This is a genomic window from Sporosarcina sp. SAFN-015 (assembly GCF_059415085.1).
Window position 1 is genome coordinate 63838 of the sequence record NZ_JBPFDR010000006.1, and the last position, 24879, is coordinate 88716.

Consider the following 24879-nt stretch of genomic DNA (forward strand, 5'->3'; position numbering starts at 1 on the left):
GGCTTTTTCTGTAGACTCACTTTGCGCTCACCAATTGCCTTTCCATCACTTCGTATTTTACTTCAGAGTTGTTTTTTATTAGCAGCTCTTCTTTCTCAAAGTCCCCTGTTCTTTTATTTATAGTCCGTCTCCAAATTTCATTCCGCCTAAAGGTCTTCCCTCCTTTCTTATAAAATTGATGTTCCCGTTCCTCAATATGAAAACTTTTTTCCACGTCTTCGTTCGAAAAAATAGCGCCTTTCAAATGACGATCTGTTACCCAAACGCGAATTTGAAAAGCATATTCTGTTGTATTTTTAAAACGAAAGTCAACATAATTATAAAAAACGCTGGCGCCGCTCCCAAAAGGAAGGACTCTCCCCTCGTCCGGAAAGGGGTCAAAGCTGTGATGATGTCTTTCAACAACAGTTAATGGCGTATGCAAGACCATCCAATAAAGGAGATTTGCAAGTTGGCAAATGCCCCCTCCAATGCCTGTTTTCACTTCTCCTCTTGAAAGCTGCATCCCTTCAATATATCCTTTTTTCCTTGTAGCCTTTCCTACCAATTTCCAAAATGAAAAGACTTCACCTGGTTGAATGATAATCCCGTCTATCTGTCTTGATGCTAGAGTCAGATTTACGATTTTATTTTCCTGAAGAATCGGATCGCTATCCCCCAATCGTCTACGTAATAGCGATTGATGTTTTTTACACGTGAAATGGAAATTCGTTTCAGATTTCCGCTTAGCAAAATATCTTCTATCTTTCATGTTTTTTATTATGCGGAAAAATCTCTTTTGCTCAATTCGAGCATAGTAAAAAAATGGGTGGATTTCAGATAACCTCATTCATTTCTCCCCTTGTTCAAAACATACACAGTCCTATACTTTATTCATTATCACAACCGTTCTTTCCTTCTTGTTTCGAAAATATTTTTGTCGTTTTCGATTAAAAAAACACACGAAGATGTTGATATCGTGTGTTTCCATTGTAGTTATCTTTTTTTCTTATTGGACTAAATCGTTCATATATTCTACTGATACTATTTCCTTATCGAAATATGAATAAATATCTTCCAACTGTACATTTATTTCTTCCAAATCAATCGCTTCATTAAACAGATATTCATAATAAATTGCTTGCTGATCTGTTTGGATGACAATCCGCAACATTTGAAGAGGTTGTCTGCCAGCAGTATCTTCATCTGATAATATTGGCTCCTCTAAATTATGATTTGCCTGATTCACATATATTTTCCCTTTAACATTTTGAGCTTTCATAGTCATTGCAAAATCCTTCAGTTCATTCAAATCAGCTGTATACTTCAAGAGAATGCCTCCTTTATTTCCTGCTCCCTATTCCATTCCCTTTCCGCCATATTCTATTCATATCATAGTTCGGTTTGCTTTAATCTCTCTACAATCCTTCTTTTTCGATAAAGCATTTTGCCTGCCTCAGCTATATCATTTACCGCTGATCGGTTGATGAATGCTCCAAATACGAGACCTGCAATTGGAATCATTTGAAATATCTTTTTCCATCCGATTTGATCCCTATAGGAGAATACAACTTCACGCCAACCCTGCAGTTCTGACATAATTTCCCGCTTTGAAGCATCATGAGGAGCGTCAAATTGTGACAGCTGAGCAAGAATGGCTTGTTTTCCTACAATATCTGAGGAAACGAATTGGAGACATTTCACTACAAATAATCGTTCTTCTTTCTCACTCGGATTATAGCCATAACAAATTGCAATGTCTTGCAATGTCTTTAATTGCAAACTTAGCAACAATGGAATGTCGATTGTCAGTGTGAACACTCCGCCAATCCCGGTACTAGCCCCCTGGATTGTTGCAAATCTTTTTCTGTTGATCGTTATTTTTTCTACAGCATCATCCATCGTTGAAATTGGGAGTTCCTTTACACATTCCAAGGTATGCACATCCATCTGAGGATAATAATTTGTAATATTGGACACTGAGCTTAAATAACGTCCGCCGGTTTGGATATATTGGCCAAGCTCATCCAGTAGAATACCGATTTTATTCTGAATGAAATCAGGCGTCCATTTATCGATCAGTTTAAAAGGCAACCGACCAAGTTTTTCCCAAAACCATAAATCACTTTGGTCTTTCTCCCAATCCTCCACTGCTTTCAATTCATGTAATAGCCATTCTTTTGAATCAGTCATAATGGACTTACCTACTTTCTTTTATATAGGTGTGCAATGTTATTAAATCAATAAGAATAAAGGAATACAAGCAGCCTACCAAGGGTAATTACATAGAAATGCAGAAATTGGAATTAATATTTTATATGAAATGAAAACTTTTTTCCTCGTCCATCGTCTATATGTAGTGGAAATATCCCTTGCTCATAAGAACATTAGGTGATATGATACGCGTGCTAAACAATCTCGTCATAGATTTTTTATAATTAGGTGGTGATCATTTGAACAGGATTGATATGCGGAAGAAGAAAAAGAGAAAGAAATTCGGTTTTATCATCGGTATTGTCGTAGTCTTGCTCGGATTAGGGACTTATTACTGGGTTGATCAATATAATCAAGGGTTATCACTATCTGAAGAAGGTACGTTGAAAGAGCAAAATAAAGATTTTGGTATTTTTGATGGACCAGAACCGCAATTCGGAGAAATTAATATTATGTTGCTCGGCTCAGATGCTCGAAAAGAGGAAGATGGCCGTTCAGATACATTAATGATAGCGAATTACAACCAGGAAACCGAAAAGGTGAAACTAATATCGATCATGCGTGATACGTATGTCGAAATTCCCGGATACGGCATGCAGAAAATGAATTCTGCATATAGTCTTGGTGGACCTGAGCTTGTGCGCCAGACAATTAAAGAAAATTTCGGTTTGGATGTACATTATTATGCAATGGTCGATTTCAAAGGCTTCCCTAAAATTGCAGATATTATCGCTCCGGAAGGCATTGAAGTCGATATTCCCTATACGATGTCACATGGGATATACATGACGCTTCATCCAGGTGTACAAAGATTGAAAGGCGAGCAGCTTCTCGGTTATGTCCGTTTCCGCCATGATAGCAAAAATGACTTCGGGCGAGTTGCACGTCAACAAGAAGTTCTCTCAAAATTGAAGGATGAAGCCGTTGGCGTACACAGTCTCATGAATTTGCCTAAGTTATTAGGAGCAGCCGACGCTTATATTGATACGAATCTCGATAAAATGACGATGCTTTCTATCGGTAAAGGAATTTTGAACAATAAATCCGAAAAAATCGATACCCTGCGCATCCCTGTAGACAACTCTTTTACAGATCTTGATGTTAGAGCGGGTAGAGTCCTTGATATTGATTTCGATAAAAATATTGAGGAGTTGAATAACTTCCTGGAAGGCAAGACAGAAATCGTCGATACTAAAGAGAATAACGCAAACTAAAAACAAGGTATCCCTTCTCGGGGATACCTTGTTTTACGTTGTTTTTCGTTCCGGAAGCTCGCCTTCACGTCTAAAGAAGCCAAAAATTCCAACTGTCTGGACGATATTTGTGAATGCTTGCGGATCGACTTCGTTTATAATTTTCTCTAAGTCATACAATTCATACCTTGTGATGACCAAATAAAGCATGTTTTTATCTTCTTTTGAATAAGCGCCTTTCGCCGGAACAATCGTAATACCACGTACCATTTTCTGATGGATTGCCTGTTGAAGCTCTTCAGCCTTATGAGTAATGATCATTGCCGTTACCTTTTCATGGCGTGTATGAATCATGTCGATGACAGAAGTTGTCACATATAATGCAACCATCGTATAAAGAGCGTTCTCCGGCTCGTATAATATCCCAGCCAACACAATGATAATACCATTCAGCAATAAGAAATAGGTTCCGATTGGTTTATCTTGCAGACGTGACAACACCATTGCCACAATATCCATTCCACCCGTAGAAGCACCGAGTTTTAATGATATACCGACTCCTACGCCGGCAATGACTCCGCCAAAAACAGCATTCAGAATAATATCGCTGGAAAGAGATAAAACCGGTAATATCTCAAGAAATATCGTAGTAAAAACAACCGATATTATACTATAAATTGTAAATCCTCTTCCTACTCTAAACCAACCTAATATGAATACTGGAATATTGAATAGGAATAGTAAAATACCGGTGCTAACAGAGATGCCCAATTGATCGAACAAGATGCTTGAAACTAACTGTGCAGCCCCAGAGAATCCGCTCGCATAGACATTTGCGTTAATTAAGAAAAAGTTCAAGGAAATCGCCATTAGCAAAGACCCGAAAATTACAACGATAATACGTTTTGCTTCAATAAAAAACATAAGTACCTCCTCATTACAGTTCACGATAGATACTTGATTATACTTCATTCCTAGAAAAAATTCCTTCTTTGACCTCTAACAAAAAACATATTAATGAAATGGTGGAATGCATTTAATAATAATGCAAGTAAAAAATTTTTCAATTTGCATAAAAGAGTCTTGTATTTCGTATAACGAAGTATATAATTCAGTTTAGCAGGTTGTTTCAAATGAATAGAAAAGTGGAGAGACTATGCGCACCTATAATGAAAAGATCAGCATTTACCACGGTATGGCTTCGACAATTGCAGCAAATTTTTCAAACAACTTCTTTACGATTTTCGCGATTACGATGTTAGGCGCGACTAATTACCAAGTCGGCCTCATTAGCTCGCTGCCGCCGTTAATGGCGTTGATCATGACAATACCAGCCGCGATTTTAATCAATCGCGCACATACACAAAAGAAGCTAGTTGCCATGTCAGTCCTATTGGCACGACTCATGTTTCTACTGATTATTAGCATCATTTACGTCCCTTCTCCGACGACGCATGCATGGATTTTTCTAATTGTCATCGCGATTATGAGTTTACCAAATACCGTTGCCAATATAGGGTGGCAGACATTCATTAGCAGTCTCGTTGAGGAATCAAACCGAGGCGCCTTTTTCAGCGACAGGAACAGACTGTTGACGATTGTCGGATTGATTTCAACATTGGTGATCGGAATTGTAATGAAAGATTCATCATCCAATGTAACAGCCTATCAAATATTGTTTGCAGTCGCTTTTTTCTTCGGGATGCTAGAAGTATTTTTATTATTGAAGCATGAGGAAGAGCCTGTAAAGACTGACAGTTTATTAATAAAGAAGAAAATGATGGATTGGTCAATCTTCAAGCATCAAAATTATGTTTCCTTCTTGATAGCGGCCCTATTCTTCAATTTCGCCTGGCAGATGGCGTGGGGCATCTTTAATATTTATCATGTCAGATTTGTCGGAGTGACAATATTCTGGGTTAGCATGTTTTCTGTCGGCAGCATGTTAGCACAATTCTTATCATTCCCACTTTGGAAAAAGTGGGCAGAAAAAAGATCGAATACGTTAGTATTTGTGTGGGCTGCAATCGGTATGGCCACAACACCTTTCCTGACAGTCTTATCAACGAATGTATATTATATCGCTTTAGTTCAGACGTCTTCAGGATTTTTCCTTGCAGGTGTTGTATTATTATTGTTCAATTTGCTATTGGAACAGTCCCCTGCTCATGTCAGAACCTATTGCATAACGACTTATAATGTGTTGTTATCGATAGTAGCGTTCGTAGCTCCTCAAGTCGGTATTTGGCTGTTAGAGCAATTAGGTGTGGAAACAGCTATGTATATTAATTCGACATTGCGGTTTTTAAGTGCTGGATTGTTTTTCATTGTTTATATCAAGTTTACAAGGAAGAGAAAGTCAAGCATGGTAACATAATGAATATGGTAGATAGGAGTTTTGATAATGGCAGAACATCATTTTCATCTTAAAGCGGAATGGCCAGGATTACGCAATGATGTGGGGACGATTGAAACATTAAATTTGAAGACTGAAGTATCTATCCCTACAGAAATGGATGGCCCCGGAATAGGGACAAATCCAGATGAAATGTTGCTTGGCGCAGCTGCAACATGTTATATCATTACGCTTGCGGCTATGTTGGAAAGAAGTGAAGTAGAAAAAGAAAGCCTAACGATGGAGTCTGTCGGAGTAGTTGACTATTCAAACGGAATCGTTACGTACAAAAGAATTATACATAAACCTGAAATAGTTTTGGCTAAAGGTATGGCTGAGAAGCGTAACATTGTAGAAAGACTAGTTTTAAAAGCGGAAGCTTCATGCATGATTAGCAGGGCGTTGCAAGGAAATGTAGAAGTTACAGTAGAGCCGAACATAATATGATGCAACAAAAAAAGTCTCTTTGTCTGTTTTACAGACAAGAGACTCTTTTTCTGTTTTACGTTAGTGCAAGTCTTAGACAAACTCCCTAGGAATTTTAGTTTCCCATTTACGATTGAAGACTTCTTCTTCCCCTTCATACGCAACTAAACGGTTCATCAAATAGAAGTAATGTTCGTCAGCAGACATGACGCTGCTTGTTTCAAGATTCGTCTGCCATTCATCTTTGCCAACCGACAATGTCCAATCACATCGTACTTTCGCAGATAGCGGCTCCCCTTCTTCCACAGTATAAATATTGCGGTTCGTACTGCCGTACTCAATTCCATTGCTATGCAGCTTTCTCGCTCCTTCATCAGAGAAATCATCGAGCTTCCATACATTCGAGACAACATCATGTGAAATGACGCGTGTCCTTTCCGCTTCTCGCAGAATGTCTTTTTCCAATACAGGAGCCGTCTCAGGATGCTGAAATGGTTGAAGTTCCAAATCAATCGTTTTTGGCTCCCTCACAGGCAATGAAAGGAATGTCTTCTCTGAAGGATAGACAGTCAAAGTGGCTTCTTCAGGAGATGGCCAGGCATGCGGCCAATACGTTGGTGATATCGCCAATTGCCAGCGATGCCCTTTTTCCAGCTTGTGACCGATCGCATTCATATCGACTTTGACACTATATTTTTCCCCAGGTACTAGATACTCGGGAAACTCATGGCTGTTCCTATGTGTTAGGTTCAACAATCCCCACGTTACACGAGTGGATGAACCGTCGGGAGCTACATCATTCAATCTTACTGAAAGCAAAGCATTCGGTTTGTCAGATGAAAGGTCAACAGTGAATGAAGGATGTCCTAAAATATGAACTGGTTCATCTACCGGTTCGGAATCAAACACGACGGCATAGCCGTTTTCATTTCTTTGATCTCCTGGCAAATCACCTGGTTGACCGAACGGACAAAAGACGCCTGCATGAAGACCATGCTGTTGAACGCTTTCCACCTTGATTTCTTTTCCATCAGCTATATCTGTATTCAATTTTGATTGAGCCAGATAGTATCGCTTATTTATGAGATCAGCAGGCGGCCATTGCTCTTCCGCCACCCAATGGCCTGGCCTAATGAAATAATCTGTTTGGGGCGGGACACTCTCTTGAATCCACGCTCGCAGCATCGGTTCTTCCATGATGCCTGTATCTTCACCTTTCAACCAGTAATCCCACCAACGCAAGCATTCCTGAAGGAAACCGATCTGTGGTCCTGGAACCGCCATTTCTGGATATTCATGCGCCCAAGGACCGATCAAGCCTTTGCGAGGTCCTTTCAAACCTTCTAATAACCGTGGAATGGCGTTTGTATAGCCATCCGCCCATCCACCTACTGCATATACCGGTATTTCAATATCTTCATAGTTTTCACAAACAGAACCATGCTTCCAATAATCGTCTCGTCGTTGGTGTCTAACCCATTCTTCAACAAATGGCGGAGTCTTTTCCAACCGTTCTAGCCAATTGTCACGCCATGCTTCCCCAACCACTTCCGGATCGGCGGGGCGCGCATTATAAGCAAGCATTGTGGAAGCCCACCAAAGCATGTCGGAGGCAAGCATCGCTCCACCTTTATAATGAACATCATCCGCATAACGATCATCTGTTGAACATAGTGTGATAATTGCTTTTAGAAATGGATGTCGTCTTGCAGCCACTTGTAGGCCATTGAAACCTCCCCACGACTTACCAATCATACCGATGCCGCCAGTAAACCATGGCTGTTCGGAAATCCATGTGAGTACTTCCAATGCATCATCCTGTTCCTGCTTCAAATATTCATCATACAAAATCCCTTCAGAATCGCCGGAACCTCTTATATCTACACGGATGCTCGCATATCCGTGGCCCGCAAAATATGGATGACGGAGCGAATCCCTCAAGGCAGTAAAATCATTTTTCCGATACGGTATATATTCGAGTATTGCTGGTACAGGATTTTGATCAGCATCTTCCGGCAGCCAGATCTTTGCGGAAAGTCGAGTCCCATCCGACATGGGAATCCATACATTGTTCATTTCTCTAACTTTTCTCGGAAACTCTGTCCGAACTATTCGGTTTGATTCACGTACGTTGAAAACCATTATGAAAACCTCCTATTGATTGTCCTACTTACGCTTTTGGAAAGTCCTGCTTTAGCCATCTCAATAAAGAGACGACAAGCAGAAGGTAAAAGATATAGATTGGTACTGAAACGACGACTGCTGACGTTTGAATGACCCGCAATCCGCCGATTAAAAGCAATGAAATCGATATCGTTGCCAGCATAGCACCCCATACCATCCGATGCCATCTCGCAGGCTCTTGCCCATCACCCAACTCCTTCGTGGCAATAGCCGAAAGAATATACGTAGCTGAGTCCATTGACGTTGAAAGGAAAATAACCGCCAGTATGACGAAGAAGGGCAATACAATGGAGCTTAATGGCAATGATTTCAATATGGCTACAATTGAAGCAGGTCCACCACTTTCCGTTAAGATGTCCTTCACAGGAAGTAAATCTTGCAATTGCAAATTCATCGTATAACCACCGAACACCATAAAGTAAATCCATCCACCGATAGACCCCCATAAAAGCATATGGATGATCAATTGACGAATCGTTCTTCCCTTCGAAATTCTGGCAACGAAAAGGCCCATGAAAGAAGCTGTCGCAGCGAACCAAGCCCAGTAAAATACTGTCCAGCTTTGAGGAAATCCGCTTTTGCCAATAGGATCTGTATAAAAACTCATCATGGCAAAATTTTGGATCATCATGCCAAAACTGTTTGTAAAGTATGTCAAAATAAATAAAGTAGGTCCTGCAAGAAAAACAAAGATTGCAAGCGCTAAAGCAAGATAGACATTAATATCGCTCAATCTACGAATACCTTTATGGAGTCCCAAGTAAGCACTCGCAGAGTAAATGACTGTTATACAAACGACAATAATAGCATCTAGTGTAAGAGTTTGTTCAATTCCTAAAATACTCCCCACAACTGCAGATACCATTGGGACACCTAACCCAAGCGATGTCCCTAATCCTCCTACCAAACTCCAAATGACTAGAATATCAATCAATTTACCTAGCCAGCCATCTGCATACTTCCCGAGAGCTCCACTAAGAGCGACGCTCATCTTTAAGGATGGGCGCTTTTTAATGAAATAAGAATAAGCGATGACTACAGTCGGGAATGCATACAATGACCACGCTGAAATTCCCCAATGGAATAAACCATAAGTCAATGCCCACTCAGCAGCTTCTTTACTTTCCGGTTCAATCCCGAACGGAGGACCTGTGAAATAGAAAATTGGTTCAATCATTGACCAATACATAATGCTTGTACCCATACCTGCCGTGAAAAGCATTGTCCCCCAACTGAATGTAGAAAACTCTGGCTTGCCTTCGCCAAGTTTAATTTTTCCATAGCGGCTAAAAACGAGCCATATTAAAATGATGAATAATCCGATCGTCAAAAACTGAAATGCCCAATCCATTTTATATGTAATTTCAGACATTAAACTGTCTAAATACGGCTCCGCGGTAGAACGATTCATAACGAGCAAAACAGTTGCCGCTATAATGACTGCTATTGACGCCCAAAAAATAAATGGATCAATCCGAACTTTTTTCATTTCTCCCACCCCTTTTTTATTTTTCTACCAGTACGGGTAAATTTCCCGCCAATTGATAACGCTTTCAATAAATCTACGAAATGTATTAAACAAGCTTGCCTTTAAAATACATTTTGAAGATTGATTGAATACAAAAACATAATCAGATAGAATATACTAATCATGATTATTTAATTAATATCGATTATTCTATCACAAGAAAATTAATAGAACAATCATAAATAGCAAATTATTATAATGTAAATCTTGTATAATGAAATTATGGAAAGGAAGAGATATGGTTGAGCAATAAAACAATTCAAATGAGCAGAATGTGGAAATACTTTATAGAAGCAACAGTGGAAATTATCGAAGAAGAAGGCATTGATCAAGTAACAATTAGAAAAGTTGCAGACCGCGCTGGATATAATAGTGCAACAATCTACAATTATTTCAAGGAAGTTTCCCATTTAATTTTCTTCGCTTCTATGAAGCTTTTGAAAGATTATATTGAGGATGTCACTGAAAAAATGGATACTGGAAAAACATATTTGGAGAAATATATGCTCGCTTGGGAATGCTTCTGTAATCATTCCTTCAGACAACCTTCCGTTTTCCACGCAGTCTTTATTATGGATCTCGGTGATCACCCGGAAAAAATGATTGAACGGTACTATGAGATGTACCCTTCCGATTTAATAAACATTCCAGAAGAGTTGAAACCGATCTTGTTCGAGAGGAGCATGACAAAACGAGGAAAGTCACTTTTGAAAATGGCTGCAAAAGAAGGAATGATCGATGAATCCAAAGTGGACTCACTGAATGAAATGACTAATCTATTATGGCAAGGTATGATGACGAATATATTAAATAACAGATTGGATTATAGTTTGGAAGTGGCAGAACAAAAAACATTGCAATATATTGGTCAAATGGTGGAGAACACTTTGACACATAAGATTAATAGTTAAAAACCGATGGACGAATCCATCGGTTTTTTGAGATTTATACAGTTTGCCACTTCTGAATGAAATAAGAAGCCGTGCTTTGCAACTTAGGATAACGTTTCGACTTCTTCATTGCGAAATACAATGTTTTCATGAATTGTAATGAATTCGTACGTGCATAGTAAAATAATTGGGAGTACCCACCTTCAGGTGTTTTCCTATCCAATTGGTCAAAGACTTGTTCGACCCATTCAACTAAAATGTCTTCCGGATAATCGATGTTCGCTAATGATAGGATGATTGCAACTAAACGTTCATCCTCGTCATCCGTGTAGACGCTGCCTTTCCAAAAGCATGATGTTACGCCTTGCAAAATAATAGGGATCAGTCTTCTTTCAGTTAATGGGTGGCTTGCAATAACAGCCGAAAGATCCGCACCATGGGCAATGCCATGGGCCCATCCTTTGTCCTCCACAAACCCTCGGATATCTTGTTCAAGTGAAAGATAGGTTGCGCATTTCTCCATCGCTTCAGTTCGCAATTTTGAATCTATGAAAGGATGTTCTTTATCCAACCAAAATAATCCCGTGAGCCAAAGCGTTGAGAAGGAGCGGATAAACACATCGTCGGAGTCTTGTTCACCGATCGACATAAATAAATATTGGTCTGTAATCAATTCTTTAAGGGCATGGATCAATTGATTCGTTTCCAAGTGTTGACCCGAAATCAGTTTTACGAAAAGTCTGTAAATCAATTCATCGCGCAACTCGCCATCCGGGGACCCTAGATTGGCTAGCATGTTAGAAAAAAGCTCCTCACCATGCTTTTCCATATAGTTTCGACACTGCAAATCATCCATTTCCAATACCATCTTCAGCTGCTGTTTCATGAGAGACCTCTTTTCCGTGGCTTTATTCATCAAATTCGGATTCTAGTCGCTTCTTGAACTCTTCAGCTGCGCTATATCCTTGCTGTTGCAAATACCAATTATTCGCTGCTGCTTCAATCAATCCCGCGACGTCTCTACCTGGCTGCAATTGAATTTGAATATGTGGGACCGGAACGTCCATATAAGTCTTAAATTTCGTATCGAGTTCCAATTCATTATTCAATGCATTGTCTTGCCATTCCGTCAATTCAATATCGAGAGCAATTCGGCTTTCTTCCTGAAAAGCAGCTCGTCCATATAATCTGACAACGTTGAGCAACCCAATGCTTCGCAGTGCCAGAAATTCCTTATTCTTTTCATCGTGAGTTCCGAGAAGCGTTTGTGGACTTAGTTTTTTCAACACTACAATATCATCAGCGATCAACCGATGCCCTCTGCCGATCAGTGTATGCGCCGTTTCACTCTTCCCCACTCCCGACTTGCCTCGGAGCAGAATTCCAATTCCTGCAACATTCACACATACTCCATGGACAGCAATTTCTGGAGCCATTTCTTTCGTTACATAAGCATCCAGCTTCGCGCTCATTTCGCTCGTCGAATCAGGCGTCCGTAAAACAGGAATATGCTCTTCCTTGCAATATTGCAGCAAGCCAAGCGGCTCTGCCTGATTGGATGTAATGATGATGCATGGCGGATCATACTGAACAATATTAGCAATTCGAAGCTTGCATTCATCATCTGTTAACGTATGTAAGTAATTGATTTCATTCTTTCCAAGGATTTGGATATGTTCTGTCGCAATGAAATCGAATTTATCCATGAATTCCAATCCTGGCCTTCTAACTTTCGTCTTTTTCAAGCTTTTATCAAGCATATGGTGTCCCACAAGAACTTCTAAAGAAAATCGGTTAACGATGTTTTCAATCGTTACAGTCTTCATTACGATACTCACCTCTTCATCCGTATAAATGCGGTCAATTACTTCATTTCGTATTAGTATAACATGTTACGCTGGATATATATTCATGAAGACCAGAAAGAAAAAATCGAAAACTTCTAAAAAATGTTTAGCCAATTTAAAAGAAGGGTATTCGTAGAGTACAAGGCAGAACGAAAGTGGAGTCGATTGAATGAAAGTCGAATCCGCGAAGATTTGCACAGCCTTGGCGGAAAATTTGCTTTACTGGCAAGTGTTCACTCGTCCGGGGAAAAGGATTTTGCTCCGGCCACTTATGTACGGTAAGAGGTAGGTTTTTTGTGGAAGTGCAACTTGAAGCTGACACCCCATATGGCCGATCATGAAAAGGGCTAAACTTTTTAAAGTTAGGGGTCAGTACGATCAAACTGCACTGACGGGCGTTTATAGTTTGTCAGGAAGAACAGTTTGAAGCAGGAGAACAAACAATCAAATTTTCCGGTGCGGAAAGAAGAGCATGGTCCTATATTGGGATCATGCTCTTTCCATTTCTTTTAGTTGCAACTCTATTCCCCTTATTTCTTAAAAAAATACTTATGCCCGACTTTTTCCATCAAGCTTGGACTGAGTGCGTAAAGCTTGCTTGTAAGTCCCATAATCCCGGGAAGATTGATTTCACGAACTGGTTTTCCGATTGTTTGTACGACCGCATCAGCAACAGTGCTAACTTGCAGCAAATGTCTGCCAAGTGACGAACGGTAGCTTCCCGTTTTGTCAGCCATGTCTATGAATGGCGTATCAATCGGACCGGGGTGGATGACGGAAACATGAATTCCGTATTGAGCAACTTCTAAACGAAGTGCATTTGTATAACCGATCAACGCATGCTTAGTTGCTGCATATACAGAAGCTTTTGGCGTCGCTACCTTTCCAGCTTGGGAACCAATATAAATGAGATGCCCTTCCTGACGGCCCATCATTTGCGGAAGGATACGTTTCGTTAGTTCGATTGGTGCTAGGACATTTGTATCCATCATTGTTCGGATTTCATCATCAGATAAAAGATGTGCCGCTTCGAAATGGCCTACCCCAGCCGAAAAAACGACGATATCTATTGAATCAATTTGTTCCAACAGACTTTCCATCTCATCCTTGTTTGTCACATCCGCAGGAATGGCAATAGCCCCCTCATTTTGCAATTCCCAAAGTTTGTCCGGAGCTCTGCCAGTTGCATAAACAATGTATCTGTCAGTATCAGACAATAGCCGCATAGCTGTTGCATAGCCGACACCGCTCGTCGCCCCTGTCACTAAAACTGTCTTACGTTTGTTCATAATACAAAATACCGCCTTCAGAAACATTTTCCCGTACAAGGCCATTTGCAACTAAATAATCGGTTTGCCCGATCGTTTCAGATAAAGTGAGGCCAAGTTCTTTTTCATAGACGGTTGGGAACAATTGCTGTGTCAGCTCATAGATCGTTTTGCTTCCTTCGGTTAACATAGCTAGCACTTTCATTGCCCGCTCATGTTGTTTCTGAAGTCTTGAATCGATGAGAGGATGAACATTCCGAACTTCATTTCCATGACCGCCATAAATAATATCAATCGGCAGATCTAATAGACGTGATAGCGAAGCATTGTATTGTAATAACGACTTGGGCCGCTCTGCAGTGCGGTCAGCAGGAGGTTCTATTAAAGGATTTGACGATACTTTTTCAAGTACAAGGTCGCCTCCAATCATCTCCCCTGTCTTTTCATTGAATAATGCAATATGGCTTTGCGCATGTCCAAGCGTTTCCATCACTATCCAGCCCGGATGTCCGTCCCACTCGTCGCCCTCCCCGATTGTCTTATCGAGGGTCCGGTCTCCCATCAATCGAATTGGGCGTTTCATCTTTTCTACCCAATTAAAATAGTGTTCTGGCACTCCTTCCTCTTTTAAGCACTGCATATAAAAACGATCATGGTATTCCATAAATGCTTGATCCCTTTTTAACCAAAGATCATTGTACGAATGACCGATCACTTTCGCTTTGTCGAAGGCATCCATCCATCCCGCATGATCGGGATGATGATGCGTTAAAATGACTTGCTCTATATCATTGAATGTATATCCGATTTCCTTAAGACCGCTTTTCAATGCTTCGTATGCCTCCGGTGTTTTAGGTCCCGCGTCAACTATGGATAAAGCATCTCCTTTTACGACGAATGCATTGACGTCGCCGACAGCGAAAGGCGTCGGGATTTCGATTTTATGTATCATTTAAGTAAACTCCTTCGAATTTCATTAGATTAAATATTTATGAATGGTTATTCAGTACATTGTACATCTTTTCTAAAGTTACGTCACCCATGAAAAACCCACATTCTTGAAACCTTTATTAGTGCTATCCGTAGTATGCTATAATGACGATAACTTTTTTACTAGGGGGATCGATATGGGGATTTTCAATTTTTTCAAAAGCCAATTTATCGAAGTTATAGAATGGACAGACCAAAGTTCCAATACAATGGTGTATCGTTTTCCGGTACAAAACAACGAGATCAAAATGGGTGCCAGTTTGATCGTACGTGAATCGCAAGTTGCGATTTTTGTAAATGAAGGTGAAATTGCGGATGTATTCACGCCTGGCCACCACGTGTTGTATACACAAAATATGCCTATTTTGACAAAATTGAAATCCTGGAAAACTGGATTCAACTCCCCTTTTAAAGCGGAAGTCTATTTTGTGAATACGAAACAGTTCATTGATCAAAAATGGGGTACATCCAACCCGATCATGATGCGCGATGCCGATTTTGGAATGGTCCGCTTACGTGGCTATGGTATTTATTCTTATAAAGTGTCTGATGCTGCCGTTTTCTTGAGGGAGCTGTTTGGAACGAATAGCTCGTATGATACGAGCAGTATTGAAAACCATTTGAAGAGGATGATTCTTTCAGGTTTGACAGATCTCTTTGCCGAATCCCAAATTCCTGCGCTTGACCTTGCGATGCATTATGACGAACTGAGCACACAAGGAAGAGAGAAGATGAAAGAGCGTTTTGCTGAATTCGGTTTTGACATCACTTCACTCTATATTGAAAACTTATCCCTTCCAAAAGAAGTCGAACAGGCAATGGATAAGCGGACGACGATGGGTGTTCTCGGGAATATGAATACGTATACACAATACCAAGCAGCAGAAGCGATTCGCGATGTGGCTAAAAATGATAGCAGCGGAATGGCCGCAACAGGTGCCAGCATAGGTGTCGGAGCTGCAATCGGGAATGCGATGGCTGGCGCATTCACTTCAAATCAGCAACAGTCAGCACCTCCAACTGAATCGGCAAAAATGGCTTGTCCACACTGCCAAGCTCAAATTCGTACTACAGCGAAGTTTTGCCCGGAATGTGGTAAATCTGTTCAAGAGAAGAAGGTTCCTTGCATTAATTGCCATGCGGAAATTAAAGAAGGATCAAACTTCTGTGGGGAATGTGGCGCTAAACAAGTGACAGAGAAAAAATGTGCGGGATGCGGAGCGATTAATGGTCCTACTGCCAAGTTCTGCGGAGATTGTGGAGAGGGTCTTGAAAGCTGAACGTAATGGGGTGATGGGATGACGAATGTGGACAATGAAGTTCTAGAAGACGGGATTATTGAAGAAACAGAAGTGAACCAATGTGGATCGTGTGGCGGGAATACAGTATATGACCCTGTGTCACGCGGATTGAAGTGTCCTTTTTGCGGGACTCAAGTGGAAATTGAAGCAACTCGGGAAAATACAACAGAACACGATTATTTGGATGCTTTGGATCATGCAGATCATAGTTGGAGCGATGAGAAACGTGTCTTTAAATGTGACAACTGTGGAGCGGAAACTCTATTGGACAACGATAAGGTAGCCGATTTTTGCACTTTTTGCGGCTCTTCCCATATTGCTGTAACTGAACATGACGCCGGTATCAAGCCAGCATTGGTCCTTCCTTTTCAAATCTCAAAGGAACAAGCCGTTGAAAAATTTAAGACTTGGATCTCCAAACGTTATTTTGCCCCATCCAGATTGAAAAAAGAATATGAACTGCAAAAACTAAGCGGTGCGTATATCCCCTATTGGACATTCGACTCAAATACAAAATCATCGTATACAGTTAAAATTGGGACGTATTATTATGTGACGGTGACACGGACGGTTCATCGTGACGGAAAAGCACAGCAAGTCACCGAACAAGTAAGGAAAATAAGGTGGCGTACCCAAAATGGCAGTTACAATAAATTTTTCGATGACATATTAGTCAAAGCATCTCGCAATGTCGCCTCCGGACTGATTGATAAAGTCGAGCCTTTCCAGCTTAGTGGGTTACTTGACTACAAAACTGAATATTTATCGGGCTTCCTTGCAGAACGTTATTCAATACCATTAAAAGAAGGCTGGTTGTCCGCCCGCAATATTATCGATCAAAAAATTCGAAACGGAATTCTTCGCAAAGAAACAGGTGATGAAGTGAGAATCGTGAAAGTGGATACATCATATGATGGTATTACGTTCAAACATATTTTGCTGCCACTTTGGATATCTTCATTCAACTTTAATAATAAAGTTTATCGTTTCCTTGTGAATGGTCAAACAGGTAAAGTGAGCGGAAAATCCCCTATTAGCATTTGGAAAGTGACGTTCACTGTTTTATTGACAGCGCTTGTAGCAGGTATAGTATTTATGGTCCAAGATACGATGTAACAGTTGACATTTATCTGACACCATGGAATAATCACTATAATTTACAATATTCTTGCGTTGACGAAGACAAGTAGAGGCAGTGAAGGAAACAGGAAGTGCGGTCAGCGACTGAAAGCCGCATATCCCTCTCCTGCCACGAACCTACTTCTGAGCTGTCATGGAAACATGACCGTCCCTTTCACGTTACGAAAGCTTGTAAGTTGTGCCGAATTGATTCGGCAAATTTAGGTGGTACCGCGGAAACATGCGTTTTCGTCCTGATTTATCGGGACGGAAGCGCTTTTTTTATTCATGGGAAAGGGTGAATGAGGATGGGAAAGATCGTTTTTGTAGGAGCCGGTTCAATGGCAGAAGCAATTATCGCTGGTATACTTACTAATGAAGTCATGCATGCGGAAGATGTATATGTGATGAATAAATCGGATGATGAGAGGCTTTCCTACATGCAACGTACATATGGAGTTTCAGTAGTCTGTCAAGAACGGAATGCGTTGCGTGAAGCCGAACTCATTGTATTAGCGACTAAACCGAAAGATATCGAACAAGCGATGCAAGACATTACGGATTATATAAATGATGAAGCAGCTGTGTTGTCAGTGATCGCCGGCATATCGATCAAGACGATTGAGAATGGTCTTGGAAATCGTCCTATCGCTCGCTCTATGCCAAATACATCTGCTACTATCGGAAAGTCTGCAAGCGGAGTTTCGATGAATGCTAAAGTAAATCCACAAATGCGTAAGCGTATTTTGAATTTATTATTATCAATCGGTATTGTGAAGGAAGTCGAAGAAGATGAGCTGCATACAGTGACGGCTTTATCAGGCAGTGGACCTGCCTATGTCTATTATATGGTTGAGGCATTGGAAGAAGCTGCGATTGCAAATGGGTTATCCAATGAAGTGGCACGCGATCTGATCATACAGACTTTAGAAGGTGCTGCCGCTATGTTAAGGCAAACCGGTGAAGAACCGGAACTTCTAAGACGTAACGTGACAAGTCCAGGCGGCACGACGGAAGCTGGCTTGAAGACACTTGAAAACCGGTCATTCAAAGAAACGATTCTTGAATGCATCAAAAGTGCAGAGAGACGTTCAAGGGAGCTTGGGGCTTTGTCTTAATTAATAAGTAAAAGGAGGTTATTGAAATGGCAAAGTTATTTACACCGTTTACAATACGTGGAGTGGAACTTAAAAATAGGATTGTTATGGCGCCGATGTGCATGTATTCAAGCCATAACTTGGATGGGAAAGTCGAGGATTGGCATAAGATCCATTATTCTACTCGTGCTGTCGGCCAAGTCGGATTGATTATTGTGGAGGCGACTGCTGTATTACCGGAAGGACGGATTTCAGATCGGGATCTCGGCATTTGGAGCGATGATCATGTGGAAGGACTATTTGAAATCGTCCGCCTTATGAAACAACACGGCTCGAAAACCGGTATCCAGTTAGCCCATGCTGGTAGAAAATCTACTGTTGACGGAGACATTTACGCACCAAGCGCCATCCGTTTCAATGAACAGTACAAAACTCCAGTTGAAATGTCACTTACGGAAATACGGGAAACTGTTGATGCATTCAAAGATGCTGCTATCCGTGCAAAAAAGGCTGGCTTTGATGTGATCGAACTGCATGCTGCGCACGGCTATTTAATCAATGAATTTCTTTCGCCATTAGCAAATAAGAGAAGTGATGAGTATGGCGGCCCTTCTGAAAATCGTTATCGCATATTGCGTGAAATTATTGACGCTGTCCGTTCGGTATGGGATGGTCCTTTATTCGTTAGGATATCGGCTGAGGATTATGTAGATGGCGGAATGTCGACTTCCCAATACATTGAAATGGTTAATTGGATGAAATCTCAAGATATCGATTTGGTTGACGTAAGTTCTGGTGCTGTCGTACCTGCAAAGATCGATGCGTACCCTGGCTATCAAGTGCCGTTTGCTGACCAAATTAAAAAGGAAACAGGCATCGCAACCGGTGCAGTTGGATTAATTACGACAGGATTGCAGGCAGAAGAAATTTTGAAGAATGGACGTGCTGATGTTGTACTGTTAGCCCGTGAATTACTCCGTAATCCATATTGGGCCTATTCTGCAGCAAAGGAATTGCGCGTGGAAATCGACCCGCCTAAACAATATGATCGTGGATGGGTTTTTTGAAATAAGGAAAACTGCCGTTTGTCGACATGGACTGCGGCAGCTTTATTTCTTTATTAACTGTTCGTTCTTCCATTCAAAATGACTAAAGTCTTCTGCGATGTGAACGTTTGGGAAAATAGCGCTGCCTTGCTCCTGTAGATTGGCGATATCCGCTTGTAAGAAACGTGCGCTAATATGATTTGCAATAAGCTCCTTCACATTTGCCTCTTTCGCAGTACGAGCCGCATCGCCTATCGTAGAATGGCCATATTCGCTTGCAAGCTCTCCCGTTTCGTTATCAAATGTTGCTTCATGGACAAGAATATCCGCCTTGTCAGCCAATTTGACGGCTGCGGAACAGTGTTTCGTATCTCCAAGTACAGCTACCGTAAATCCTTTTTGTGCATCGCCAGTAACATCTTTGCTGTAAACGATGCTCCCATCAGCCAGCTCGACGTCATCCCCATCTTTCAATTGTTTCAATAAGGGACCTTTTGGCACTCCCGATTCAAATGCTTTATCAACAAGTAGTTTCCCCGGCAATGGCTTCTGCTCGATTCTAAAGCCGAAACATTGAATGACGTGCTCAAGTTCTAATGTGCACACTTTAAACTGATCATCTTCGAAAACGACACCTTCATCGATCTCCTCGATCTTCAATGGATACGTTAAATGGGTTTTCGTAAGTCGTAGCGATGTCATGATCCATTCCTTTATGCCGACAGGACCATAAATAATCAATTCATCTTCTCCGCCTAAAAACGAACGTGATCCTAGGAAGCCAGGCAATCCGAAAATATGGTCACCGTGTAGATGTGTAATGAAAATCTTATTTATTTTTCGCGGTTTAATAGAAGTTTTCAGCAATTGATGCTGCGTCGCCTCACCGCAATCAAACATCCAATAACCACCTTGCTCCGCAGATAGGTTGACAATCAAGGATGAAGTGTTGCGTTGCTTGGACGGCATGCCAGCGCCGGTCCCTAAGAAAAATAATTCCATGACGATCGCCTACCTTTCCTTAAATCCTCGTTTTACAGAACTTGGTCCAAATTTCTTCTCCAGTTCTGTTACAAGCTCATCCATTTTAGCTTCTTTTGCATATTTCTCGAAGTTTTCGAATGACAATTGTTCATTCAATTCATTTATCGGAATGACATTCGATACCGTAATTCCTAATAACCTGATTGCATCCCCATTCCAATGCCGTTTGAAAAGATCTTCTGCTTCTTTGTACAAGTCTTTCGCTTTGAAGATCGGATTGATGACTGTCCGACTCCTTGTATGGTTTCTCCAATCCGAAGTCCGGATTTGTATCATAATAACAGTACCCGCAAGCTGCCTTCTGTCCAAACGTTGAGCGACTTTTACTGATAATTGCTTAAAAACTTCAAGGCATGCCACCAGTTCCGTTTCGTCAATCGGCAATGTCGTCGAGCTTCCGACACTTTTCCTCTCTTCCGCAGAATCGGGATCCACTGGCCTGTAATCGATGCCGTTCGCCCTTTTACGAAGGCGAACTCCATTTTTTCCTAATTTGCTTTTGATCAATAATTCGTCGGTTTTTGCTAAGTCTCCGATTGTTTTAATGCCGATTTCATTCAAACGTTTTTCTGTGCTCTTTCCGATGCCGTGCATTTCTATGACGGGAAGAGGCCATAAAACGTCTGGCACTTGTCTCTTACGTAAAATCGTTATCCCCATCGGCTTTTTCATGTCGGAGGCTGTCTTTGCCAAAAACTTGTTCGGAGCAATTCCAATGGAACAAGGAAGATCCAATTCATTCAATATCCGCTGCTGCATCTGCTCCGCAATTTGCTTGGCATTCGTCAACCCACCGATATTTGTAATATCGATATAAGCTTCATCAATGGAAACAGGCTCAACGAGTTCGGTGTATGACCTCAAAATCGAAAAAACAGCGTTGGAAGCTAGCCGATATTTTTCATGGTCTGGCGGTACGATTACTAGATCAGGGCAAATTCTTTTCGCCTCACCGACTGGCATTGTCGTGTAAATGCCAAGTGCTCTCGCCTCATATGAACAAGTGACGAGGATGCCTCGTCGCTCTTTAGGATTTCCAGCAACAGCCATCGGTAACCCTTTCAATTTTGGATTATGGGCTTGTTCAACGGAGGCGAAAAAGCTATTCATGTCGAGATGAAGGATGACTCTCGCCTGTGCATTCGGGACAATTGTCATTAACCTCACCTCCATTGGTAAATTCAAAAAAACCGGATGGATGCACTCATCCGGTTATTCTTTCATACTCTGTGTTTTCACATATTCACCGATCTCATCCATCCCCGACAATGTCCTTGAAAGAATTTCTGCATCGACAACAGTGATCATCCGATCTTCCAAATTGGCGACTGTTTTGAAGTATGGCGTTCTTGAATAGGCCATCAAGCCAGATGAAGTCAAATTGCTTTCCGGGATATCTAAAATTTCTTTTGCGTCAAGAACTAACAATCCAATAAAAAGATATTCGGTTTGTACGACAACAATCCTTGCATTCGGATCATCTTTCGCCGTATTACCGTACAGGATTTGTTGAAAGTCCAAGATTGGAACTAATTCTCCTCTGATTTTCATCAAACCAAGCATATATTCAGGCAGATGAGGAATCGGATTTACCCGTTCCAACTTTTCAATCGAAACAACCGTCTCGACGGGCAAAGCGTATTCCTCTTGGCCGCATTGTATAATTACCGCTTTCATATTGCTCATCAATTAAGCCCCCTTGGTTGCCGCAACTCGAACAATTTCAATTAATAACTCAGTGAGCTTATTTAGTTCTTCTACAGGCATCCGTTCATTTTTTGTATGGATTTCTTCATAACCGACCGACAATGTCACTGTAGGTACTCCAGCCCCATTAAAGACGTTTCCGTCACTTCCACCGCCGCTCGTCATAAGTTCAGGATTCCTGCCAATATTATGGATCGCTTCGATTGCCGTTTGTACAACTTCAGCATCTTCATCGAAGCTAAATCCTGGATACATAAGCTTCACTTCCGTTTCTGCCTTCCCCCCCATAGCAGCTGCCGTTCTTTCAAACGTCTCCACCATATGAGCTGTCTGCTTATTAAGCTTTTCGGAATTAATAGAACGGGCTTCTGCAATGATAAGGACTTCATCGCATACAATATTCGTCGCTTGTCCACCTTCAAAACGACCGATATTTGCCGTAGTCTCTGAATCAATGCGTCCTAGCGTCATCGCAGCAATCGATTTAGCAGCGATATTAATAGCTGAGACTCCCTTTTCAGGTGCGACTCCAGCATGTGCTGTCTTGCCATGGATTGTCGTCCAAAGTTTAGCCTGGTATGGGGCTGCCGTTACAATCCCACCGACTTTCCCATCACTATCGACAGCATATCCATACTTCGCTGTCAAAAGAGACGGATCCATCGCTTTTGCCCCGACAAGCCCACTCTCTTCACCTGCCGTAATTATGAATTGGATATCTCCATGCGGCTTGCCTTCCTCTTTCAATACTTTTGCCATTTCAAATAAAGCTGCAATCCCCGCCTTATCATCAGCACCTAATATTGTCGTTCCGTCAGAATAAATAAAACCGTCTTCACGCAATTCCGGTTTAATGCCTTTCCCTGGAACAACCGTATCCATATGGCATGTGAAGTAAATCGGATCCGCACCATCAACATTACCTTTTAACGTTGCAATTAAATTTCCTGCCCCATGTCCCGTCACTTCTTTCGAATCATCTTCCACAACTGTGAATCCGAGATTCTCCATTTTCCCCTTTAATACTTCTACAATTCCCTCTTCATGTTTCGTTTCTGAATCAATTTGTGCAAGCTCAAAAAATTCATCCAATAGACGCTGTGCGTTCACGATACATCTCTCCTTCGTTTTGTTCCTTTACAATGGAATATTGCCGTGTTTCTTTTTTGGTCTTGTCTCTTGCTTATTTCTCATCATTTCTAGCGCTTGCAAAAGTTTAATACGCGTCTCTCTAGGATCAATTACGTCGTCTACCATGCCGTGGGAAGCAGCTACATACGGATTTGCAAATTTCGCCCGGTATTCTTCGATTTTTTCTTCTCTAGTCGTTTCCGGATTATCACTATTCGCGATTTCCCTTGCAAAAATAATATTTGCTGCGCCCTCAGCCCCCATAACAGCAATTTCTGCATTCGGCCATGCGTAGACTATGTCCGCACCGATCGCTTTTGAGTTCAATGCAACATAAGCCCCTCCGAATGCTTTTCGTAAGATGACTGTTATTTTAGGAACTGTAGCTTCCGAGTAGGCATAAAGGATCTTTGCTCCATGGCGGATGATGCCACCATGCTCCTGTTTCACACCTGGGAAGAAGCCGGTAACGTCCTCGAACGTAATAAGCGGTATATTGAATGAATCACAAGTTCTGATGAATCGGGCAATCTTGTCCGATGAATTAATATCCAATCCACCCGCCATCACTTTTGGCTGGTTGCATATTAATCCGACTGATTCACCTTTCATTCGGGCAAAACCGACAACCGCATTTTTCGCAAATTCCGCTTGCACTTCGAGAAATGAATTTTCGTCGACGATTTGCTCGATGACTTTTCGGACATCGTAAGGTCGAATCGTTTCAAACGGGACGATATCGGCTAGATCGTTTCGGTAATCATCCTCGTGAGCCGTCTCACGCACGGGTGATTTTTCCTCATTGTTTTGCGGTAGGTAGGAAAGCAGTTCCCTCACTTGTTTCAATACTGTTTCTTCATCCTTTCCACGGAAGTGGGCATTCCCGCTAATAGAGTTATGTACTTTCGATCCACCTAAATCTTCGGAAGAAATTTTTTCACCTGTGACCGTTTCAATTACTTTCGGTCCAGTAATGAACATTTGACTCGTTTCATCCGTCATAAATACAAAGTCTGTGATCGCAGGGGAATAAACGGCTCCTCCAGCACAGGGTCCTAAAATAACCGAAATTTGTGGTATGACCCCTGAATAGATTGCATTGCGATAGAAAATCTCGCCATATCCATCAAGCGAAACGACACCTTCCTGGATACGAGCGCCGCCAGAATCGTTCAAACCGATGAAAGGAGCCCCATTCTTTGCAGCCAAATCCATAACGTTTGCAATTTTCATAGCGTGCATTTCTCCAAGTGCTCCACCGAAAACAGTGAAATCCTGTGAGAAAAGATAAACGGGGCGTCCATCGATTTTTCCATACCCAGTTACAACACCGTCGCCAGGTCCAATTTGTTTATCCATGCCAAAATCACGCGTTCTATGTATGACGAAAGGATTCAACTCAACGAACGTTCCTTCATCGAGCAATAGATTGATCCGTTCTCTGGCTGTCAGTTTACCTTTTTCATGCTGTTTCGCAATCCGTTCGTCGCCTCCGCCAAGTTCAATTTCACGTTTTCTAT

General features: G+C 41.4%; 23 protein-coding genes. 8 read left to right on the top strand and 15 right to left on the bottom strand.

Translation table 11 applies throughout. The annotated features are described in order from the left end of the window. Positions 1 to 16: 16 nt before the first annotated feature. From ACR65H_RS11825 to ACR65H_RS11835, 3 genes are all read right to left on the bottom strand, one after another. Complete coding sequence (locus ACR65H_RS11825) at positions 17 to 829, bottom strand: VanW family protein (protein WP_440500478.1); 813 nt, start codon at positions 827 to 829, stop codon at positions 17 to 19. A 159-nt stretch (positions 830 to 988) separates the two neighbouring features. Continuing rightward, positions 989 to 1309: a hypothetical protein gene (locus tag ACR65H_RS11830; RefSeq protein WP_440500479.1), complete on the bottom strand. Its 321-nt coding sequence runs from the start codon at positions 1307 to 1309 to the stop codon at positions 989 to 991. A gap of 62 nt (positions 1310 to 1371) precedes the next feature. Then, a complete protein-coding gene (locus ACR65H_RS11835; protein WP_440500696.1) occupies positions 1372 to 2175 on the bottom strand; it encodes an EcsC family protein in 804 nt (267 codons plus the stop codon). Between the two features lie 272 nt (positions 2176 to 2447). Here ACR65H_RS11835 and ACR65H_RS11840 point away from each other — a divergent pair, with 272 nt between their 5' ends. Next, positions 2448 to 3407 carry an LCP family protein gene (locus tag ACR65H_RS11840; RefSeq protein ID WP_440500699.1) on the top strand — a complete coding sequence of 320 codons (960 nt, stop codon included), beginning with the start codon at positions 2448 to 2450 and terminating at the stop codon, positions 3405 to 3407. A 33-nt stretch (positions 3408 to 3440) separates the two neighbouring features. On the opposite strand, the gene ACR65H_RS11845 is transcribed toward ACR65H_RS11840, so the two are convergent. Beyond that, the gene (locus tag ACR65H_RS11845; protein WP_440500480.1) at positions 3441 to 4310 is read right to left on the bottom strand and encodes a YitT family protein; all 870 of its coding nucleotides are present in this window, start codon (positions 4308 to 4310) and stop codon (positions 3441 to 3443) included. Between the two features lie 232 nt (positions 4311 to 4542). Between ACR65H_RS11845 and ACR65H_RS11850 the strand changes: the two genes are divergently transcribed. Both ACR65H_RS11850 and ACR65H_RS11855 read left to right on the top strand, forming a co-directional pair. After that, the gene (locus tag ACR65H_RS11850; RefSeq protein WP_440500481.1) at positions 4543 to 5763 is read left to right on the top strand and encodes an MFS transporter; all 1221 of its coding nucleotides are present in this window, start codon (positions 4543 to 4545) and stop codon (positions 5761 to 5763) included. Positions 5764 to 5790: 27 nt separating this feature from the next. Then, complete coding sequence (locus ACR65H_RS11855) at positions 5791 to 6228, top strand: OsmC family protein (RefSeq protein ID WP_440500482.1); 438 nt, start codon at positions 5791 to 5793, stop codon at positions 6226 to 6228. 72 nt (positions 6229 to 6300) lie between these two features. Here the strand turns inward: ACR65H_RS11855 and ACR65H_RS11860 are convergent, their stop codons facing one another. Both ACR65H_RS11860 and ACR65H_RS11865 read right to left on the bottom strand, forming a co-directional pair. Next, positions 6301 to 8349 carry a CocE/NonD family hydrolase gene (locus tag ACR65H_RS11860; protein ID WP_440500483.1) on the bottom strand — a complete coding sequence of 683 codons (2049 nt, stop codon included), beginning with the start codon at positions 8347 to 8349 and terminating at the stop codon, positions 6301 to 6303. A gap of 28 nt (positions 8350 to 8377) precedes the next feature. Beyond that, the gene (locus ACR65H_RS11865) at positions 8378 to 9880 is read right to left on the bottom strand and encodes a BCCT family transporter (protein WP_440500485.1); all 1503 of its coding nucleotides are present in this window, start codon (positions 9878 to 9880) and stop codon (positions 8378 to 8380) included. A 281-nt stretch (positions 9881 to 10161) separates the two neighbouring features. Here ACR65H_RS11865 and ACR65H_RS11870 point away from each other — a divergent pair, with 281 nt between their 5' ends. Next, complete coding sequence (locus ACR65H_RS11870; protein WP_440500486.1) at positions 10162 to 10830, top strand: TetR/AcrR family transcriptional regulator; 669 nt, start codon at positions 10162 to 10164, stop codon at positions 10828 to 10830. Positions 10831 to 10864: 34 nt separating this feature from the next. Here the strand turns inward: ACR65H_RS11870 and ACR65H_RS11875 are convergent, their stop codons facing one another. From ACR65H_RS11875 to ACR65H_RS11890, 4 genes are all read right to left on the bottom strand, one after another. Then, positions 10865 to 11695 (bottom strand): DUF2785 domain-containing protein, encoded by an 831-nt coding sequence (locus ACR65H_RS11875; protein ID WP_440500487.1) that lies wholly within the window; start codon positions 11693 to 11695, stop codon positions 10865 to 10867. Positions 11696 to 11717: 22 nt separating this feature from the next. Next, the gene (gene hprK / locus ACR65H_RS11880; RefSeq protein WP_440500488.1) at positions 11718 to 12635 is read right to left on the bottom strand and encodes an HPr(Ser) kinase/phosphatase; all 918 of its coding nucleotides are present in this window, start codon (positions 12633 to 12635) and stop codon (positions 11718 to 11720) included. Positions 12636 to 13186: 551 nt separating this feature from the next. Continuing rightward, positions 13187 to 13945: an SDR family NAD(P)-dependent oxidoreductase gene (locus tag ACR65H_RS11885; protein ID WP_440500489.1), complete on the bottom strand. Its 759-nt coding sequence runs from the start codon at positions 13943 to 13945 to the stop codon at positions 13187 to 13189. After that, positions 13932 to 14876: an MBL fold metallo-hydrolase gene (locus ACR65H_RS11890; protein ID WP_440500490.1), complete on the bottom strand. Its 945-nt coding sequence runs from the start codon at positions 14874 to 14876 to the stop codon at positions 13932 to 13934. The genes ACR65H_RS11885 and ACR65H_RS11890 overlap by 14 nt, the downstream gene beginning before the upstream one ends. A gap of 175 nt (positions 14877 to 15051) precedes the next feature. On the opposite strand from ACR65H_RS11890, the gene ACR65H_RS11895 reads away from it, so the two are divergent. From ACR65H_RS11895 to namA, 4 genes are all read left to right on the top strand, one after another. Then, positions 15052 to 16194 carry an SPFH domain-containing protein gene (locus tag ACR65H_RS11895; RefSeq protein WP_440500491.1) on the top strand — a complete coding sequence of 381 codons (1143 nt, stop codon included), beginning with the start codon at positions 15052 to 15054 and terminating at the stop codon, positions 16192 to 16194. 18 nt (positions 16195 to 16212) lie between these two features. After that, entirely contained in the window at positions 16213 to 17331 is a 1119-nt protein-coding gene (locus ACR65H_RS11900; RefSeq protein WP_440500492.1) for a hypothetical protein, read from the top strand. A gap of 311 nt (positions 17332 to 17642) precedes the next feature. Then, a complete protein-coding gene (proC, locus tag ACR65H_RS11905) occupies positions 17643 to 18452 on the top strand; it encodes a pyrroline-5-carboxylate reductase (RefSeq protein ID WP_440500493.1) in 810 nt (269 codons plus the stop codon). A 26-nt stretch (positions 18453 to 18478) separates the two neighbouring features. Beyond that, positions 18479 to 19498, top strand: a complete 1020-nt coding sequence (gene namA / locus ACR65H_RS11910; protein WP_440500494.1) for an NADPH dehydrogenase NamA — start codon at positions 18479 to 18481, stop codon at positions 19496 to 19498. A 42-nt stretch (positions 19499 to 19540) separates the two neighbouring features. Here the strand turns inward: namA and rnz are convergent, their stop codons facing one another. The 5 genes from rnz to ACR65H_RS11935 form a co-directional block, all read right to left on the bottom strand. Next, complete coding sequence (rnz, locus tag ACR65H_RS11915) at positions 19541 to 20479, bottom strand: ribonuclease Z (protein ID WP_440500495.1); 939 nt, start codon at positions 20477 to 20479, stop codon at positions 19541 to 19543. A gap of 9 nt (positions 20480 to 20488) precedes the next feature. Beyond that, entirely contained in the window at positions 20489 to 21679 is a 1191-nt protein-coding gene (locus tag ACR65H_RS11920; protein WP_440500496.1) for a DNA polymerase IV, read from the bottom strand. A gap of 54 nt (positions 21680 to 21733) precedes the next feature. Then, entirely contained in the window at positions 21734 to 22207 is a 474-nt protein-coding gene (locus tag ACR65H_RS11925) for a chemotaxis protein CheW (RefSeq protein WP_440500497.1), read from the bottom strand. A 3-nt stretch (positions 22208 to 22210) separates the two neighbouring features. Continuing rightward, positions 22211 to 23338 carry a M20/M25/M40 family metallo-hydrolase gene (locus ACR65H_RS11930; RefSeq protein WP_440500498.1) on the bottom strand — a complete coding sequence of 376 codons (1128 nt, stop codon included), beginning with the start codon at positions 23336 to 23338 and terminating at the stop codon, positions 22211 to 22213. Between the two features lie 27 nt (positions 23339 to 23365). Beyond that, a partial coding sequence (locus tag ACR65H_RS11935; protein ID WP_440500500.1) for an acyl-CoA carboxylase subunit beta occupies positions 23366 to 24879 on the bottom strand: 1514 nt, incomplete at its 5' end.

Coding starts and splice junctions, on each gene's coding strand:
- rnz (WP_440500495.1), bottom strand. CDS start 20,479: ATGGAATTATTTTTCTTAGGGACCGGCGCTGGCATGCCGTCCAAGCAA.
- ACR65H_RS11860 (WP_440500483.1), bottom strand. CDS start 8,349: ATGGTTTTCAACGTACGTGAATCAAACCGAATAGTTCGGACAGAGTTT.
- ACR65H_RS11885 (WP_440500489.1), bottom strand. CDS start 13,945: ATGAACAAACGTAAGACAGTTTTAGTGACAGGGGCGACGAGCGGTGTC.
- ACR65H_RS11825 (WP_440500478.1), bottom strand. CDS start 829: ATGAGGTTATCTGAAATCCACCCATTTTTTTACTATGCTCGAATTGAG.
- ACR65H_RS11895 (WP_440500491.1), top strand. CDS start 15,052: ATGGGGATTTTCAATTTTTTCAAAAGCCAATTTATCGAAGTTATAGAA.
- proC (WP_440500493.1), top strand. CDS start 17,643: ATGGGAAAGATCGTTTTTGTAGGAGCCGGTTCAATGGCAGAAGCAATT.
- ACR65H_RS11865 (WP_440500485.1), bottom strand. CDS start 9,880: ATGAAAAAAGTTCGGATTGATCCATTTATTTTTTGGGCGTCAATAGCA.
- ACR65H_RS11855 (WP_440500482.1), top strand. CDS start 5,791: ATGGCAGAACATCATTTTCATCTTAAAGCGGAATGGCCAGGATTACGC.
- namA (WP_440500494.1), top strand. CDS start 18,479: ATGGCAAAGTTATTTACACCGTTTACAATACGTGGAGTGGAACTTAAA.
- ACR65H_RS11920 (WP_440500496.1), bottom strand. CDS start 21,679: ATGACAATTGTCCCGAATGCACAGGCGAGAGTCATCCTTCATCTCGAC.
- ACR65H_RS11925 (WP_440500497.1), bottom strand. CDS start 22,207: ATGAGCAATATGAAAGCGGTAATTATACAATGCGGCCAAGAGGAATAC.
- ACR65H_RS11845 (WP_440500480.1), bottom strand. CDS start 4,310: ATGTTTTTTATTGAAGCAAAACGTATTATCGTTGTAATTTTCGGGTCT.
- ACR65H_RS11890 (WP_440500490.1), bottom strand. CDS start 14,876: ATGATACATAAAATCGAAATCCCGACGCCTTTCGCTGTCGGCGACGTC.
- ACR65H_RS11850 (WP_440500481.1), top strand. CDS start 4,543: ATGCGCACCTATAATGAAAAGATCAGCATTTACCACGGTATGGCTTCG.
- ACR65H_RS11875 (WP_440500487.1), bottom strand. CDS start 11,695: ATGAAACAGCAGCTGAAGATGGTATTGGAAATGGATGATTTGCAGTGT.
- hprK (WP_440500488.1), bottom strand. CDS start 12,635: ATGAAGACTGTAACGATTGAAAACATCGTTAACCGATTTTCTTTAGAA.
- ACR65H_RS11900 (WP_440500492.1), top strand. CDS start 16,213: ATGACGAATGTGGACAATGAAGTTCTAGAAGACGGGATTATTGAAGAA.
- ACR65H_RS11840 (WP_440500699.1), top strand. CDS start 2,448: ATGCGGAAGAAGAAAAAGAGAAAGAAATTCGGTTTTATCATCGGTATT.